The organism is Nocardia sp. NPDC051570, assembly GCF_044454005.1.
GTDB lineage: Bacteria > Actinomycetota > Actinomycetes > Mycobacteriales > Mycobacteriaceae > Nocardia.
The window spans coordinates 13509-29762 of record NZ_JBITDI010000003.1 but is presented as its reverse complement, the minus strand read 5'-3'; the positions used below and the strand labels follow the sequence as shown (position 1 = coordinate 29762).

Genomic DNA, 16254 nt, shown 5'->3' with positions numbered 1-16254 from the left:
CGGACATCGGGGCGCGGGTCGACCATGGAGGCATGGCCGGTAGCCCACTGCAGATCGCGATCGTGCTCTACGACCGGTTCACCGCCCTCGATGCGGTCGGGCCCTACGAGATGCTGAGCCGAATCCCCGGTGCCGAAACGGTTTTCGTCGCCGAGCAGGCGGGGCCGTTGCGCGCCGATACCGGTTGTCTGTCCCTGATCGCCGATCGGCGGCTCGACGAGGTGACCCGGCCGGACATCGTGCTCGTACCCGGCGGGCCGGGGCAGTCCGACCAGATGGACAACGAGCGACTGATGGACTGGCTGCGCGCGGTCGATACCACCAGCACCTGGACGACCTCGGTATGCACCGGTTCGTTGCTGCTGGCGTCGGCGGGGCTGCTGCACGGCCGCCGGGCCACCTCGCACTGGCTGGCGTTGGACGAATTGGCCGGTCTCGGTGCGCATTCCACGTCCGAGCGGGTGGTCATCGACGGCAAGTACGTGACGGCGGCGGGCGTCTCCTCCGGAATCGATATGGCGCTGCGGCTGACCGGCATCATCGCGGGCGACGAACAGGCCATGACGATCCAGCTGGCGACGGAATACGATCCGCAGCCGCCCTACGATGCCGGATCCCCGGCGACGGCCCCGGCACATCTGGTCGAGAAGGGCCGTGCCACAAGCCGTTTCAGGACGGCTGCTCGACCGTAAGGGTGATCGTGGTCCAACCGCCGACGTGCACGCGGGCCCCGTCGCCGAGCGGCACGGGTGTATTCGGCGGGATGAGATGGTCGATACCGTTCAGGGATGTGCCGTTGGTGGAGCCGAGATCGGTGACCGTGATGCCGTCCGCGGTGAGGTGCAGGCGCGCATGAGCGCGTGAGACGCCGATATCGACCGGTGCGATGCCCAGATCGATATCGGGCTCCACGCCCTGCGACACGCTGTGCTTGCCGATCAGAAAATCGCTGCCGTACAACACGATTCGGCGCGGCGGATAATAGGACGGGAATTCCACCCGGTCGGCGTCGGGACCCTTCCGAGCCTGCACGCGCTCGTAGAACTCGTGATCGGCGGCCACCGTGGCGACCCATATCGGTTGTCCCCCACCGATATTGCCGCCGACCACCACGGTCGGCGCGATGCGCGAGGCAGTGGGCAGGGCCGAATCATGACCGCACGCCTCACAGAATCGACCCGCGATCGGCGCACCGCAGGCGGGACATGCGGCCGTCACCGCGGCCAGCGGCGACGGGCCGATCGCGGCGCCGCAGATATCGCAGTAATCGGTCGCCGCGGTCGGGTGACCCTCGGGGCAGCTGACCATCACGACTCCTTCCGCACCCGAGCGGTTTTCGTCGATCGGGCATCCAGGGCGGCCTCGTCGAAGGCGTCCACCGAGCGGCGCAGCCGGATCGTGCCGTTGCGCTCGTCCACCTCGACGACATTGCGCAAAAGCTTTGCGGTGCCCTCGTTTCCGGATTCCGAGGCCAGTACCATCGCGCGCTGCAGCTTGGCCGTGGCGGTATCGAGATCGCCCTGTTTGCGGGCCGCGAGCCCCTCCTGCACCGCCTCCGCCAGTTCGGCCTGGCCGGTGTAATGGGCGACGCGGCGGCTGATCCGCGCCGACAGCTCGGTATCGGTGGTCCACACCGCCTTGACCAGGCCCTGGCCGACCACCTCGTCGCCCGCGACCACGCTGATGCGGGCCGCGAGCTTCTCCCGGCCGGGCGCCGCGGGCTCGACGCGCACCTGCACGTGATAGTCACGCTCCTCGGCGCCCCAGGCGCCGAGTGGATACTCCCCCACCTGCGCGCCGGCCTCGATGCGGCGGGCGGTGAGATCCTCGATGGTCGGGGCCACCTGCTTGACGAAATGCACCGTCGCGCCCGCCGGGCTCCAGATCCTCAGGGTGAGTTCGGGAATGGTCTTGGCGAGCGAGCTGCGCATCATCGCCTGGAAGTCCGAGGCCAGCTGCGAACCCTCCTTCACCACATCCACCGAACCGTGCAGGGCCGAGGCGATCGCGCGCAATTCCGCTACCACGTAATCACTTCCGACGCCGCGGCAGTCACAGGTGAAGTGCCCCTGCGACTTCGCGATCTCGGCGGCGAGCTGTTCGGGGGCCTCGTGTTCGTTCTTGCCGTCGGTGAGCAGGATCGCATGCGCCATCGCGTGCGGATACTGCAGCGCGATCTGACGCGCCAGGCCCAGCCAGGTACCCATGGCGGTGCCGCCGTAGGGGCGCAACCTGTCCAGCTCATGCTTTGCCGCCGTGCGGGATTCGTGATTCGCGCGCTGGAGCGGGCCGCGCCGGGGGAAGACCACCTGCGCCTCCGAGGTGCCCTGCACGATGGCGAACAGGGTGCCGTCGGGCAGCTCGTCGAGCGCGGCGACGGTGGCGCGGCGGGCGCCCGGAAACCGATCGCCCGCGCCCATCGAACCGGAGCAGTCGATGATGATGATCTCCAGCCGCTCCGGCGGCGGCCCGGCGACCGCGAAGTCGGGACCGGTACCCACGGTCACGACGGCATCGACCCGGTCCGCTCCTTCGCCCAGGTACGCGTTCTGGTCGATCTCGACCGAAATGCCTTGTCCTTCTTCTGCACTCATGATGGATCTCCTGAATTGACCACGCGAACGGGCGCGACAGCGACGGTGATGTTGTCCCCGCCACCACAATGGATGGCGTAGTCGACGAGGTTGCGGGCGGCCGTCGCGGGCGGGGCGGTGGTGGCGATGGCGGCCAGATCGGCGGCGTCGGGCAGGTAGTTCCACAGGCCGTCGCTGCACAGCAGCAGCACGCCCGGGCCGCGGACCCGCAGCGAATGCACGCCGGTCTCGGCGGCCGTATGGTCGGAGTCCGCGCCCAGCCAGCGGACCAGGGCATGGGCCCGCGGATCGCGCATGGCCGCCGCCTCATCCATCACCCCGGCGTCGACGAGCGCCTGCGCCCAGGAATCGTCGACGGTCAGCCGACGCGAGGGCGGGTCGGCGGCGCCGCCGTCCGTACGCAGCCAATATGCCCGACTGTCACCGACATTCGCGATCGTGATCTCGAATTCGCCGCTGTCACAAGGGCGCAGCACCGCGGTGACATAGGTACACGACGGACTGTGCCCGTCGGCCACCGACACCTCCCGTACCGCCTGGAAGGCCGCCTCCAGTCCCGCCATCACCGCCTCCCGGGCCGTCCGGTCGGCCGCCAGCGCGGTCAGGCAGGCGTCCACGCCTGCGCGCGCCGCGGCCCCCGAGGCGGCCTGCGGATCCTCCGAGGTGGATACGCCGTCGCAGACGGTGATCACGACGGCCGACGGGGCGGCCGCGATATCGGTGACGATCGGGATCGCTTCGACGGTCGGGGCCGAGCCGCCGACCGAGGGGGCGACATCGGTGAACGGATCGTCGGCGGGGGCGCCGAGCACGGCCGCCGCGACGGCATCCTCGTTGCGCGCGTGTACCTTTCCGCGATCGGTGACCAGATGCACCGCACCCAGATCGGCACCGGCCCGGTCCGGTGGGCGGCGCAGCTCACCGCAGGCGGCGCAGTATCCGTCGGGATCGACCTCCTTCGCGCCGCATGCCTCGCAGACGGCGGCGGGATCGAAGGCGAGATCGGGCAGCGCCGACCGGCGGATCGCCAGCTCGCGCCCGCACTCCTCGCAGAAGCGGTCGGTGATCCGGATGCGGGCGCCGCACTCCGGGCAGGCCGCGGCGCTCACAGCGTGGACCTCGGGCGCACCGCATTGGCGCGGTCGACCAGGTCGAAGCGGTCCCACATATCCTCGGACTCGTGGGCCAGGTCGCGGTAGCACCGTTCCATTCCGGTGCGCACGCCCGGTTCGTCGAGTCCGCGGCCGAGCAGCGGATCACCCTGTGCCGCGGTATGTCCGGCCGACAGCCAGCTCAGCGTGGTTTCGAGGACGCGCAGCCGGATCTGGGCAGCCCGGCGTTTCGATTCGATGGTGAGCCTTTCGATGCGGCCGCCGCATCCGCGCAGCAGCGTTTCGGTGAGTGCGCCCGGATCATCCTCGGCGAGTAGGGTTTCCACGGCGGCGACACCCGCCTCGGTGTACAGCGCCGAGGAGGGCTGCACCTGGTCGAGGGCGGCGACGGCACCCTCGCGATCTCCGGCGGCCCGGCGCAGGCGGGCCAGTCCGAAGGCGGCGCTGACGTATCCCCGGTCGGTCCGCCATACCGTCGCGTAATAGCCTGCGGCCCTGGCACTCTCGGTATCCGGCTCGATGCCGTCGCGCGCGGCGAGTTCGGCCGCGACGGCCAATGCCAGTTTGGGCGCCGCCTCACCCGGCAGCGTCGCGTAGACCGATTCGAATTCCGCGGCGGCGGTGTCGTATTCGCCGACGAGCAGCCGAGCCTGTCCGCGATACCAGGCCAGCCGCCAATCCTCGCCCAGCGTCGGGGTCAGCTCGTCGATGCGGCACTGCGCCTCGACCGCTTCCCCCTCCTCGAGTGCCGCACGCACCAGCCGCAGCGGAATCTCCACCGATTCGGCCGCTCCGGTGACCACCGAGCGCAGCCCGGCCTCGAATGCCGGTTCCAGCTCCGCGAGCGTCGTACCGCCGGTGGTCGCCAGCAGCGGCGCGCCGGAGTCGGCCGGATCGACCAGCGGCACGGGCAGGGCGGCCACGATCGCCCGGGCGTCGTCCAGCGACCGCTCATCGGTGCCGAATACCGCGCGGGGCGGACCGAAGTTCACCGACAGGCCGGGTCGCGGGGTGTCGTCCTCGGCCGCGAGGACCTCCCGCAGCACCCCGGTCAGCTGATCGGCGGCCTCCTCCATCGACGCGAATCGCGCCTGCGGCTCGGAGTCGGTGGCGCGCAACAGGTATCGGTGCAGCGACTCGTGCCGGGCCAGCAGCGGTTCGGTGTCGGGGCCGGGCAGTTCGGCGAAGTGACCGTCGCGCTGCGGCACCGTCATCATGAGTACGGCCAGTGTCCGGGCGACGGTGTAGATCTCGGTGGCGACGGTCGGGCCGGTATCGGCGATCTCGGGTGCCTGATATCCGGCGGTGCCGTAGACGGGACTGCGCTCATCGTCCATCGCCATGACCGCGCCCAGGTCGATCAGCTTGAGCTGCTCATCGGTCTGCATCACGTTGTCCGGCTTGAAATCGCAGTAGGCCAGGCCCATCGAGTGCAGATAGCCGAGCGCCGGAAGCATTTCCAGCACATAGGCGATGGCCTGGGCGGGCGGCAGCGTGGAGCCGCCGGCCTCGCGGCGGCGGCGCAGCACCTGTTTGAGCGAGACACCGCCGACGTATTCCATGACGATGTAGTCGGTGCCGTGATGTTCGACGAAGTTGAAGATCTTGACGATATTCGGATGCTCGACCTGGGCCAGGAACCTCCGCTCGGCGACGGCGGCGGCCATGGCATCGCGGTCGCCGGTATTCAGCAGACCCTTCAGCACCACCCAGCGATCGTCGACCTTGGTATCGGTCGCCAGATAGATCCAGCCGAGCCCGCCGTGCGCGAGCGGCCCCGCCACCCGATACTGCCCGCCGACCAGATCGCCACCGATCAGCTTGGGCGAGAACGAGAATCGGGTACCGCAATGTGGACAGAAGCCCTCGGCGCGCCCGGGCGAGTCCTCGCGGGAGCGACCGACCGGCCGCTCACAGGTGGCGCAGAACCGCTTGTTCTCCGGCACCTCGGGATCGTCGAGCACGGCCGTGGCCGGATCGACCCGCGGAACGCGAGGCACGTCGACCATCCCCATGCCCAGCCGACCGCGCCGGGAACGACTGGAGGTCGACCGGGTGCGCGCCGAACGTGCGGTCGCGGCCAGCGGCGTCGTCGCCGCGGGCGATTCGGCGCTCGGCGCGGTGCCACAGGTATCGCAGTAGCCGTCGACGATCGTCCCACCACAACCTGGTTCACCACAGACCGTGCCGGACTTCGTGGCCGGTGCGGCGGCGGGCGATTCGGTACTCGCCGCGGTCCCACAGATATCGCAGTAGCCGTCGACGATGGTTCCGCCGCAGCCCGGTTCGCCGCAGGTCATGCCGGCCTCCCTGATTTCTCCGCGATGATCTGGCGGTAGTCGGCCACCGCTCGGGTCACCGCCGCCAGGTCGCATGGGCGGCGGGACAGTAACCCGGTGGCGATCCGGTTGGACGACAACACATCCTGATCCTCGCTCACGCCCAGGCGGGCCGCCTTGACCTGATAGGCGTCCAGCCGTCCCCGCAGTTCGGCCCGCCGGTCCAGCAGGCCGCGGGCCAATTGCTCGGCGGCCGTGACCTGTTCGAGTGCCTCCGCGGCGCGCAGGCGCAGGTCCAGCAGTGCGGCGGCCGCCGCGAGCGGGATCGACTGCGGGCGTCGCTGTGCGGCAAGGGTTTTCAGCTCGGATCGCAGCGCGTCACCCGGATCGGTGGGCACGGGGATCGGCGCCGTGAGGATCTTGTGCTCCGCCGCCACCCGCGTGGCCTCGGTACGTTCGTGGGCCGCGCGTAGCTCGTCCAGCAGTGCCGTGGTCTCGGCGATGCCCGCGGGCCAATGCTCGGTCAGGACTCGGAGCTGGGCCAGCGCCTCGGTCTCTCGGCGCAGGCGTTCGGTCAATTCCTTGATGCCGGAATCGATATCGTGGATCGTCAGGGCGAGCGGATCGGTGGCCGAGCGGCCGACGAGATCGGTCACCGCGGCGGCGATGGCGCGCAGTTCGGTGGTGGCGGGGCCGAACCGCTCGAGTTGGGCCTGCAGCGGGGCGAGACCGGACAGCACGCGGCTGTTGATCGCATCGACCGCGTCGAGGAGTTCGGCGATCTCCGGGAAGGTCGTGCGCATGCGCTCGAGCGTGTCGGCGATGCCCACGAACAGCACCCGCTCCCTGGGCCCGGTCAATGAGCGCTCGGCCATCGGGATCGGGATTCGCGACAGCTCGTGCGGGCGATCGCGTAACAGCCGGGTGAGTTCGGCCCGTTCGGCGTCGCCCGGTTTGGCGTGCCGCGCGCGAATCGCCTTCGCCTGGTCCAGGATCGACTGCAGGCGCCCGAAGTCCTCCCACATCAGATCCAGCCGCGCGCGCATCGGTTGCCAGCGCGCGGCGGTCGCGCCGGTGGACTGGTAGCCGCGCAGCAGTGTCAGGCCCGGATGCTTATCCAATTCGAGCAGGGTGGCGGTGATGGCGTCGTTTTCCCGTCCCCGCATGGCCAATTCGTTGTCGATCTCGGCGACGGTCAGCACGTTCATCGGCGGCTCACTCGCTGTAGTGCGGGGCGGGCGGGCCCGGGCTGGGGCCCAGCACGGCCAGATGCCGATCGTAGAGACGCTGCCAGGTGCCGTCGGCACGAATGCGTTCGAGTACGCCGTTGACGAAGCGCACCATCTCCGGCTCCCCCTGCGGCACCCCGACCGCATAGGACTCGTATCCCAGCGGGCCGCCGACCACCTGCAGATTGCGGTCCTGCTGGGCCAGCCCGACCAGGATCGGCTCGTCGGTACTGACCGCATCGACCTGGCCCTGCTGCAGCTGCACCAGACAGTCGGTCCAATCGTCGACGCCGCGCACGCTCGGCCGGTTGGGCAGCGAGAACATCGGGCGGGCCGAGGTGGCGCCGAAGGTCATACAGACACGCTTACCGCCGAGATCGGCGGCGGAGTTCACCCCGGAATTCACCGGGGCCAGAATGCGTTGCGCCGCATGGTAATACACAGCGGAGAAGTCGATATCGCGACGCCGGTCACAGGTCGTGGAGAAGGTGCGCACGACCAGATCCACCTGGTGATCCTTCAATGCGGGCACCCGATCGGCCGTGGAGACCGACCGCAGCTCGATCCGATCCGGATCGCCGAACAGATCCCGGGCGATCTCGCGGGCCAGATCGATATCGAACCCCGCCAGCTGCCCGGTGGCGGGATCGCGGAAGCCGAACAGATAGGTGTTCTGATCGACGCCGACGATCACGCGCCCCTTGGCCACGATCCGCGCCATCGCCGAATTCGGCGGCATCGCACCGGGTTTCGGCTGCGGTCCGGGCCGCAGGCTGGTATCGCAGTCGCCGTCGGCACTCGGCGCGGCGGTGATCTCCGCGGCCCCGGGCGGCGCGGGCTCGGCCGCGACCACCGGCGGGTTCGCCGGTACCCGCGGGTCCGCGCCGCAGCCCGCCAGCAGCCAGGCGATCGCGACCATCGCGACCACGCGCAGCGCATGCCCGCCACTCACAGGAACTCCTTCAGCCGCGGCCACAATCCGGCGACGACGCCGGCGGCCGCGAGCACCATCAGCACCAGTGTGCCCGCCGCCGCGCCGAACCAGCCGTCCCCGGCCGCGCCGATCTGCCCGCGCAGGTCGGCGCGGGTGGCGGCCAGGTTGTCGCGCAGCCCGGTGTCCAGCTCGGTGAAGCGGTTGGCCGAGGATTCCGGTTCCGGCCCGATGGCCTGTTTCACCGCCGCCGAATAGTCGGCCGCGTCGTAGGCGCTCATCTGGGTCTGATGGCCGTTCAACCAGCGCTGGAACTGTTGGCGCAGCGGCGAATCGCGCGGGGTGGCCGCAACGAGGGCGTTGTTCAGCAGCTGGGTCTTCGTGCCGAAATCGTGTTCGGGGGCGGTCGGGTCGCCGTGGGTGATCAGCTCCAGCGTCTCGTCGGTGCGCGCCTGCTGCGCGAGAATCCGCGCCTGCGCGAGGTTGTCGCTGCGCGCGGTCGGGCCCTGCGCGCCGGTGTCGATCGCACCGCGCGCCACGAACGTTCCGGCGACGATCCACAGCAGTGCCAGCACCGCCGCGCCCGCGCCCACCACGAGCCCCGTATTGATCCGGCGGTTGGTGCGCCGCAACAGGATCCGCGAGGCCGCGACCGCGGCGCCGATCACGATCACCAGCAACACCAGCGTGAACCAGGGCGGCGCGGTGACGGCCCGCTGATCGGCCCGCACCGCCGCCAACCGCTGCTCGGTCAGCCGGGATGCGTTGGGCAGCAACGAATTCTGCATCACTCCGGAGGCCTCGCGCAGATATGCCGAGCCGACCGGAAAACCTTGCCGGTTATTCGCCCGCGCCGTCTCCACCAGCCCGGTGTAGGTGGGCAGATCGGCGGCGATATGCGCGACGATCGCGCGGGTGTCGGCATCGGAGGCGCCCGCGGTGGCCGTCGCCAGGGCGTCGGCGGCCTCGGCGAGGGCCTGCTGGTAATGCGCACGGACGTCCCGGGATTCGATACCACCGGTCAGAAAGGCGGTGGCCGCGGCGGCGTCGGCGCTCGACAGCGCGACGTACAGCCGCTGCGCGGCGTCGGCCAGGGGTTCGGACCGCTGCAGCGCGGCGTCGCGACGAGCGGTCTTGCCGCTCAACTCCTCCGCGCCGACCAGGCCCGAGATCAGGCACAGCACAACGGCTGCGGCGACGATCGCGACGATCGCACCGGGCGTGGTCGCGGCGAAGCGGCGCAGCCATTCGACCCAGCCACGAACCGCTAGGGGTACGCGCAACCTCCCCCTCCTCCTGTCCGGCTCGGAGCACTCGAACGCGATCGTACGGGAGCGCAGGGGGGTTCGCCCCTCGTTGCCTGCCGAAACCGAGACCGAATGGGAAGGCGTTCGCGATCAATTCGCCCCATGATCCGGCGGATTCGGCGTAGAGTTCCCAGCTGTCTCCCCTGAGTCCAGAACCTTGGCTCGCCCTCCGCACCCTCGACTGCCTGGTGTGACAATGCCTTTCCTCGACCGTCGTGAAGCCGGCCGCCGACTCGTCGAACGTCTGCGGGCATTCGGCGGGCCGGATACGGTCGTGCTCGGGGTGCCCTGCGGCGGCATACCGGTGGCATACGAGGTGGCAACCGCCCTGCGCGCACCGCTGGACGTGGCCGTGGTGCATAAGCTCGAGGTGCCGGGCCGCCCGCGATTGGTCTTCGGCGCGGCCGCCGAATGCGGGGTCCGGGTGATCGACGACGAGCTGTTGGTGCGGGCGTTCGTCGGACCGGCGGAGCGGGCGCGGCTGGAACGGGACGCACGAGAAGCGGTGTTGCGCAGGGCGGCTCGCTTCCGGCGCATTCAGGAGCGGCTGCCGGTGGCCGGTCGCACGGTACTGCTCGTCGACGACGGTGTCGCCACCGGTGCCACCGCGCGCGCCGCATGCCTGCTGGCACGCAAGCGCCAGGCGGGACGGGTGGTCTTCGCGACGCCGGTAGGTTCGTGCCGGCCGATCCGCGCGCTGTCGGCCGCCGCGGACAATGTGATCTGCCTGGAGACGCCCGCGCTGTTCCACAGCATCGGGCAGTGGTATCGCAGCTTCGATCAGGTGACCGAGGCGACGGCGTGCCAGCTGCTCGAACGGGCGGACGAGCGGCTGCGCACCCCGCCGACACAGCCGGCATTGAAACAGGTTCTAGACAACTGACCCGCGCCGCCCTACCGTCGATACATGGGTGGCGATCTGTCTCATGCGGTGCGATTCGAGCTGAGGTCCGGCGCGAGCTGGCACGATCCTTGGGAGATGTATTCCGCACTGCGCGACCATGATCCGGTGCATCACATCGTGCCGCCGGGCCGCGAACACGAGGACTACTATGTGCTGTCCCGGTACGCGGATGTGTACCGGGCCGTGCGCGATCCCGAAACCTTCTCCTCCACACAGGGTTTGACCGTCGACTACAACAATCTGAGCGAGATCGGACTCGGCGAGAACCGGCCGTTCGTCTTCACCGATCCGCCGGATCACACCGCGTTTCGACGCCGGGTCGCCAAGGGCTTCACGCCCCGGCAGGTGGCCGAGATCCGGCCCGCGGTAACCGATTTCATCGTCGAGCGGCTGGAGCGGCTGTGCGCGGCGGGCGGCGGCGACATCTCGGTGGAGCTGTTCAAACCGCTGCCGACCATGGTCGTGGCGCATTATCTCGGTGTGCCGGAACCGGATCGGCCCAAGTTCGACGAATGGAGCGAGGCCATCGTCGCGGCCTCGGCAACCGGCGGCGTCGCGCATGCCCAGGCGGCGGTCGGCGAGCTCTTGGGGTACTTCACCGCCATGATCGAGCGCCGCCGGGTCGCGCCCGCCGATGACACCATCTCCCTTCTGGTCGCCTCCGGCCTCGGCGCGGACGGCGATATCGGCGGCATCCTGCGGATCCTCGGCTTCGCCTTCACGATGATCACCGGCGGTAACGACACCACCACCGGAAACCTCGGCGGCGCGGTGCAATTGCTGACCAGCTATCCCGAGCAGCGGCAGCGGCTACTCGACGATCCCGGCCTGATCCCCGGCGCGATCGACGAATTCCTGCGGCTCACCTCGCCGGTGCAGGGCCTGGCCCGCACCACCACCCGCGATGTCGAGATCGAGGGCGTCACCATTCCCGCGGGCCGCCGCGTCCTGCTGCTGTACGCCGCGGCCAACCGGGACGAGCGCGAATTCGGTTCGGACGCAGCCGAACTCGAGGTAACCCGGAATCCGCGCACCATCCTCACCTTCGGCAACGGCAACCATCACTGCCTCGGCGCGGCCGCCGCCCGCATGCAGGCCACCATCGCGCTGCGGCAACTGCTGGCCCGATGCCCGGAATTCACCGTCGATCTCGACGGCGTCCGCTATGCAGAGGGCAGCTATGTGCGCTGGCCGGTCAACGTCCCGTTCCGGGCGGCGGCGTGAGCTCACTCCCGGCGGCCGAACGCATCCTCGACGCGGCGGCCGAACTGTTCGCCGAACACGGCGTGGCCGCCACCCAGATGGCCGATATCGCCAGGGCGGCGGGCTGCTCCCGGGCCACGCTGTACCGCTACTTCGACAGCCGTCAGGCCGTCCAATCGGCATTCGTGCATCGCGAGGCCCGCAGGGTCGCCGCCGCCGTGACCGACGAGATCCGCGCCATCACCGATCCGGGCGCGCGGGCGGTGGCGGGTATGCGGGCAAGCCTGCGGATCGTGCGGTCCGATCCCCTCCTGATCGCCTGGTTCCGTCCCGGCGACGCGGGTATCGCGCTGGGTATCGCCCAGACCTCGGCAGTGATCGAGGCGATCGCGGGTTCGGTGTTCGGCGCGGACCACGGTGATCCGGCTCTGCTCGGCCGCTGGCTGACCCGGCTCATCGTCTCCCTGCTCACGGTGCCCGGCCGCGACGACACCGAGGAGCACGCCCTGCTCGAGCGCTTCGTCGCGCCGCTGCTGGCCGAACCCGTGCCGCGAAGTTGCGCGGCGGACGGCAGACCTGCAGGGTGAGGGCTATGGCATCGCTCATCATGTCCGCCCGCGACCTCGAGTTCCTACTCTACGAGTGGCTGGACGTGGCCCGATTCACCGAGCGGGACCGCTATCGCGAACATTCCCGTGAGACCTTCGATCAGGTGCTCACGCTCAGCCGGGAGCTGGCGGAGAAGTACTTCGCACCGCACAATCGCGACGGCGATCTGCACGAACCCAGCTTCGACGGCGAGAAGGTACATCTGCTGCCCGCGGTGAAGCAGGCACTCGACGCCTTCGCCGCGGCCGGGCTGGTCGGCGCGGGCATGGACGAGCGGATCGGCGGAATGCAGTTGCCGCACACCGTCTTCACCGCGTGCATGTCCTGGTTCTACGCCGCGAACCTGGCCACCACCAGCTATCCGATGCTGACGATGGGCAACGCCAATCTGCTCGCCGCGCACGCCTCGCCCGAACAGATCGATCGCTATGTCCGGCCGATGCTCGAGGGCCGGTACTTCGGCACGATGGCGCTGTCGGAACCGCAGGCCGGATCCAGCCTGGCCGACATCACGACCAAGGCCGTCGCGCAGGAGGACGGCGCCTATCGGGTGTTCGGGCGCAAGATGTGGATCTCCGGCGGTGATCACGAGCTCGCGGACAACATCGTGCATCTGGTGCTGGCCCGGATCCCCGGCGCACCGGTCGGGACGCGCGGCATCTCACTGTTCATCGTGCCGAAATACCTTGTGGCCGAGGATGGTTCGCTCGGCGAGCGCAACGATGTGGTACTGGCGGGGATCAACCACAAGATGGGCTGGCGCGGAACCGTCAACACCGCACCGGTTTTCGGCGACGGCGCCTTCACCCCCGGCGGTGCGCCCGGGGCCGTCGGCTATCTGGTCGGCGAGCCGAATCGTGGGCTCGCCTACATGTTCCACATGATGAACGAGGCGCGCCTGGGCGTCGGGCTGGCCGCCACGGCGCTCGGCTATACCGGCTATCTGAAATCGCTCGACTACGCGCGCGGCCGTCCGCAGGGCCGGCCCATCACGGTCAAGGGTCAGGACACGCCTCAGATTCCGATCGTGCGGCATCCCGATGTGCGGCGAATGCTGCTGGCGCAGAAGTCCTATGCGGAGGGCGCGCTCGCCCTGCAGCTGTACTGCGCGACGCTGGTCGACCAACAGCGCAGCGCCATCGACGAGGCCGAGCACACTCGCGCGAGCATGCTGCTGCGCATCCTGACCCCGATCGCCAAGAGCTGGCCCAGCCAATGGTGTCTGGCCGCCAACGATCTGGCCATCCAGGTGCACGGCGGCGCGGGCTACACCCGCGATTACGACGTCGAACAGCATTACCGCGACAACCGGCTGAACCCGATTCACGAAGGCACCCACGGGATTCAGAGCCTGGACCTGCTCGGCCGGGCCGCGATCGCCGATAACGGCGCGGCGTCGGCGCTACTGCTCGAGACCATCGGTGGCACGATCGCGGCCGCCCGCGCCACCGCCGATGCCGAACTCGGCGACTTCGCCGACGCGCTGGCCCAGGCCGCGGGCCGCATCGCCACCACCACCGCCACCCTCTGGAAGGACGGGAATCCCGATCTGGCACTGGCCAATTCGGCCGCGTACCTGGAGGCGTTCGGACATGTGGTCCTGGCCTGGATCTGGTTGTCGCAGGCCGTCGCCGCGCACGGGCATACCGGCTCGTTCCACGACGGTAAACGAGCGGCGGCCCGGTACTTCTTCCGATGGGAATTACCGCGCACCGCAGCCCAATTCGATCTGCTGGACTCCCTCGACCGCACCACCCTCGATCTCGACGACGAGTGCCTGTAGGGGCCGTGGTTACCCACCGGTTCGGGAAAACGACTGAGTGGTAAAGTAAGCCAGAGTTCACCCACACGGGGGCAACGGTGCCGTTCCGTACGCGCAATCGGCCACAGTCCACCCGTAGGCGGAACCATGGACCTTCTCAATCCTATCGACGCACTCTTCCTCACCACCGAATCGCGGGAACATCCCATGCATGTCGGCGGCCTGCAGCTGTTCGAGCCGCCGGCCGACGCGGGCCCGGAATTCATCCGCGCCGTATACGACGAGCTGATGGACGCCACCGATGTGAGTCGGCGATTCCGCAGGCAGCAGCGCCGAATTCTCGGCAACTTCTCCAGTGTCGTCTGGTCGCACGCCGAACACGTCGACCTCGGCTATCACCTGCGCCGCTGCGCGCTGCCCGCGCCGGGCGGCGACAGCGAACTGCTCGATCTGGTGGGCCGGTTGCATTCCAGCCTGCTGGACCGGCATCGCCCGCTGTGGGAAGGGCGACTCATCGAGGGCCTGTCGCGGAATCGATACGCGGTCTATCTCAAGGTCCATCACGCGTTGATGGACGGGGTGTCCGCGCTGCGGCTGCTGCAGCGCTTCCTCACCGACGATCCGCTCGACACCCGGCTGCGCGCTCCCTGGACGCTGGGCCGCGACCGGCACGAGCCGGATGAGGCCACCAGCGTCTGGGAGCAATTGCGCAGGGCCGCACCGCGATTGGTGACCGGTGTCGGCGCGAGCGCCGGGGCGCTGCGCTCGGTGATCGAGGGGCGTCTCGAGCTGCCGCTGTCCGCGCCGCCGACCATGTTCAACGTGCCGATCGGCGGGGCGCGCAGCGTGGCAGTGGGATCGCTGCCGCTGGAACGCATCCACGCCGTGCGCAGCGCGACCGGGACGACCGTCAACGATGTCGTGCTCGCGCTGTCGGCCTCGGCGCTGCGGGCCTATCTGCTGGATCGAAATGCCTTGCCGGACAAGCCATTGACGGCCATGGTGCCGGTGAGCCTGCGCAGCGCGCACGAATCCGACGCCGACGGGAACAAGGTCGCCGCACTGCTGTGCAATCTGGGCACCCACCTCGCCGATCCCGTCGAGCGGCTGCAGACCATCAGCACCTCGATGCGGCGGTCCAAGGAGGTCTTCGCGCAGCTGCCGCGCCTGGAGTCGGTGGCGCTGTCGGCCCTGCTGCTCTCGCCGCTGCCGCTGGTATTCATGCCGGGATTCCAGGCGCTGCCGCGGGTCCCGTTCAACCTCGTCATCTCCAATATCCCCGGCCCGCGCAAACCGGTGTACGGCAAGGGCGCCCGGCTCGAGAGCAACTATCCGCTGTCGATCCCGTTCGACGGCCAGGCCATGAACATCACGGTCACCAGCACCGCCGAGAACCTCGACTTCGGCATCGTCGGCTGCCGCCGCTCGGTCCCCCGACTGTCCAGCCTCATCGACCACATCGAGACCGGCCTGAAGGACCTCGAGCGCGCGACCTTGTGATCCCGGCCAGGAAGATGCCGGGAACAGGTGAACCGACTGCCGGGAACTAGGGTGGTCGGGTGGATATGCGGTGGTCGGAGTTACGGGAAAGGTGTCTGGTCGAGGAGGATGAGGCCATCCTCGCGCTGAACAAGCCCGCGGGGATCTCGGTGACCGGGGAGCGGCACGATACCGATCTGGTGGAGTTGGCCGCCGGACAGGGCGAGACGTTGTATCCGGTGCATCGGATCGACAAGGTGACCTCGGGGCTGGTGCTGCTGGCCAAGGATCTCGGCGCGCACGGGCAGCTCACCCGGCAGTTCAACAAGCGCACGGCCGAGAAGACGTATCTGGCCATCACCGCGTCCACGGGGCTGCCCGACCACGGTGTGATCGATCTACCGCTGAGCGTCGGCCGCAAGAATCGGGTCCGCATCGCGGCCCCGCGCGAGGCCATCACCCGCGACGGCGACACCTGGTCGGTCGACGAGCGAAATCTGTTGGCGGGCAAGAACTATCCCTCGCGCACCGAATTCACCACGGTCCTGCGCACCGACACCCACACACTGCTGGCGGTCCGTCCGATCACCGGCCGCCGCCACCAGATCCGCGTACATCTGGCCTGGATCGGCCATCCGATCACCGGCGACCCACTGTTCGACAAGTCCGACAGCTATGCCCGCACCTACCTGCACTCCTGGCAGCTGAGTCTCGAGGCCCCGTGGCGCACGCCCACCGACCTCGCCCTGACGGCCGCACCGGACACCGGCTTCTGGCTCATCGGCGACGACTCGACCATTCGCGACCTGACGGATCTGCGCTCTCGGTAGACCACCGCGTGCCCT

General features: G+C 69.3%; 14 protein-coding genes. 7 read left to right on the top strand and 7 right to left on the bottom strand.

The features are described from left to right. Positions 1-32: 32 nt before the first annotated feature. Positions 33-692 carry a DJ-1/PfpI family protein gene (locus ACIA76_RS07135; protein ID WP_397149500.1) on the top strand — a complete coding sequence of 220 codons (660 nt, stop codon included), beginning with the start codon at positions 33-35 and terminating at the stop codon, positions 690-692. On the opposite strand, the gene ACIA76_RS07130 is transcribed toward ACIA76_RS07135, so the two are convergent. From ACIA76_RS07130 to ACIA76_RS07100, 7 genes are read right to left on the bottom strand one after another with little or no spacing between them, the layout of a single operon-like run. Further along, positions 670-1308, bottom strand: coding sequence for an FHA domain-containing protein (locus tag ACIA76_RS07130; protein WP_397149498.1), 639 nt, complete (start codon positions 1306-1308; stop codon positions 670-672). The genes ACIA76_RS07135 and ACIA76_RS07130 overlap by 23 nt on opposite strands. Next, positions 1308-2594, bottom strand: a complete 1287-nt coding sequence (locus ACIA76_RS07125) for a VWA domain-containing protein (RefSeq protein ID WP_397149496.1) — start codon at positions 2592-2594, stop codon at positions 1308-1310. Before ACIA76_RS07125 ends, ACIA76_RS07130 begins: the two co-directional genes overlap by 1 nt. Next, positions 2591-3703 (bottom strand): PP2C family serine/threonine-protein phosphatase, encoded by a 1113-nt coding sequence (locus ACIA76_RS07120; RefSeq protein ID WP_397149494.1) that lies wholly within the window; start codon positions 3701-3703, stop codon positions 2591-2593. Before ACIA76_RS07120 ends, ACIA76_RS07125 begins: the two co-directional genes overlap by 4 nt. After that, positions 3700-6006: a tetratricopeptide repeat protein gene (locus ACIA76_RS07115; RefSeq protein ID WP_397149492.1), complete on the bottom strand. Its 2307-nt coding sequence runs from the start codon at positions 6004-6006 to the stop codon at positions 3700-3702. Before ACIA76_RS07115 ends, ACIA76_RS07120 begins: the two co-directional genes overlap by 4 nt. Then, positions 6003-7193, bottom strand: a complete 1191-nt coding sequence (locus ACIA76_RS07110; RefSeq protein ID WP_397149490.1) for a hypothetical protein — start codon at positions 7191-7193, stop codon at positions 6003-6005. Before ACIA76_RS07110 ends, ACIA76_RS07115 begins: the two co-directional genes overlap by 4 nt. Before the next feature lie 7 nt (positions 7194-7200). Beyond that, a complete protein-coding gene (locus tag ACIA76_RS07105; protein ID WP_397149488.1) occupies positions 7201-8166 on the bottom strand; it encodes a glutamate ABC transporter substrate-binding protein in 966 nt (321 codons plus the stop codon). Continuing rightward, positions 8163-9428: a hypothetical protein gene (locus ACIA76_RS07100; protein ID WP_397149486.1), complete on the bottom strand. Its 1266-nt coding sequence runs from the start codon at positions 9426-9428 to the stop codon at positions 8163-8165. The genes ACIA76_RS07105 and ACIA76_RS07100 overlap by 4 nt, the downstream gene beginning before the upstream one ends. 220 nt (positions 9429-9648) lie before the next feature. On the opposite strand from ACIA76_RS07100, the gene ACIA76_RS07095 reads away from it, so the two are divergent. The 6 genes from ACIA76_RS07095 (at position 9649) to ACIA76_RS07070 (ending at position 16239) form a co-directional block, all read left to right on the top strand. Further along, complete coding sequence (locus ACIA76_RS07095) at positions 9649-10335, top strand: phosphoribosyltransferase (RefSeq protein ID WP_397150671.1); 687 nt, start codon at positions 9649-9651, stop codon at positions 10333-10335. Between the two features lie 24 nt (positions 10336-10359). Next, positions 10360-11580 (top strand): cytochrome P450, encoded by a 1221-nt coding sequence (locus ACIA76_RS07090; protein ID WP_397149484.1) that lies wholly within the window; start codon positions 10360-10362, stop codon positions 11578-11580. Next, positions 11577-12146 carry a TetR/AcrR family transcriptional regulator gene (locus ACIA76_RS07085; protein WP_397149482.1) on the top strand — a complete coding sequence of 190 codons (570 nt, stop codon included), beginning with the start codon at positions 11577-11579 and terminating at the stop codon, positions 12144-12146. Before ACIA76_RS07090 ends, ACIA76_RS07085 begins: the two co-directional genes overlap by 4 nt. A 5-nt stretch (positions 12147-12151) precedes the next feature. Continuing rightward, positions 12152-13951 (top strand): acyl-CoA dehydrogenase, encoded by a 1800-nt coding sequence (locus ACIA76_RS07080; RefSeq protein ID WP_397149480.1) that lies wholly within the window; start codon positions 12152-12154, stop codon positions 13949-13951. A gap of 126 nt (positions 13952-14077) precedes the next feature. Next, complete coding sequence (locus ACIA76_RS07075; protein ID WP_397149478.1) at positions 14078-15430, top strand: wax ester/triacylglycerol synthase family O-acyltransferase; 1353 nt, start codon at positions 14078-14080, stop codon at positions 15428-15430. Positions 15431-15495: 65 nt separating this feature from the next. Next, positions 15496-16239, top strand: coding sequence for an RluA family pseudouridine synthase (locus tag ACIA76_RS07070; protein ID WP_397150669.1), 744 nt, complete (start codon positions 15496-15498; stop codon positions 16237-16239). Positions 16240-16254 lie beyond the last annotated feature (15 nt).

Bases quoted from the DNA above. Each gene is read 5' to 3' on its own strand.
- ACIA76_RS07090 (WP_397149484.1), top strand. From the start codon at position 10,360: ATGGGTGGCGATCTGTCTCATGCGGTGCGATTCGAGCTGAGGTCCGGC.
- ACIA76_RS07135 (WP_397149500.1), top strand. From the start codon at position 33: ATGGCCGGTAGCCCACTGCAGATCGCGATCGTGCTCTACGACCGGTTC.
- ACIA76_RS07075 (WP_397149478.1), top strand. From the start codon at position 14,078: ATGGACCTTCTCAATCCTATCGACGCACTCTTCCTCACCACCGAATCG.
- ACIA76_RS07080 (WP_397149480.1), top strand. From the start codon at position 12,152: ATGGCATCGCTCATCATGTCCGCCCGCGACCTCGAGTTCCTACTCTAC.
- ACIA76_RS07115 (WP_397149492.1), bottom strand. From the start codon at position 6,006: ATGACCTGCGGCGAACCGGGCTGCGGCGGAACCATCGTCGACGGCTAC.
- ACIA76_RS07095 (WP_397150671.1), top strand. From the start codon at position 9,649: ATGCCTTTCCTCGACCGTCGTGAAGCCGGCCGCCGACTCGTCGAACGT.
- ACIA76_RS07110 (WP_397149490.1), bottom strand. From the start codon at position 7,193: ATGAACGTGCTGACCGTCGCCGAGATCGACAACGAATTGGCCATGCGG.
- ACIA76_RS07125 (WP_397149496.1), bottom strand. From the start codon at position 2,594: ATGAGTGCAGAAGAAGGACAAGGCATTTCGGTCGAGATCGACCAGAAC.
- ACIA76_RS07070 (WP_397150669.1), top strand. From the start codon at position 15,496: ATGCGGTGGTCGGAGTTACGGGAAAGGTGTCTGGTCGAGGAGGATGAG.
- ACIA76_RS07130 (WP_397149498.1), bottom strand. From the start codon at position 1,308: ATGGTCAGCTGCCCCGAGGGTCACCCGACCGCGGCGACCGATTACTGC.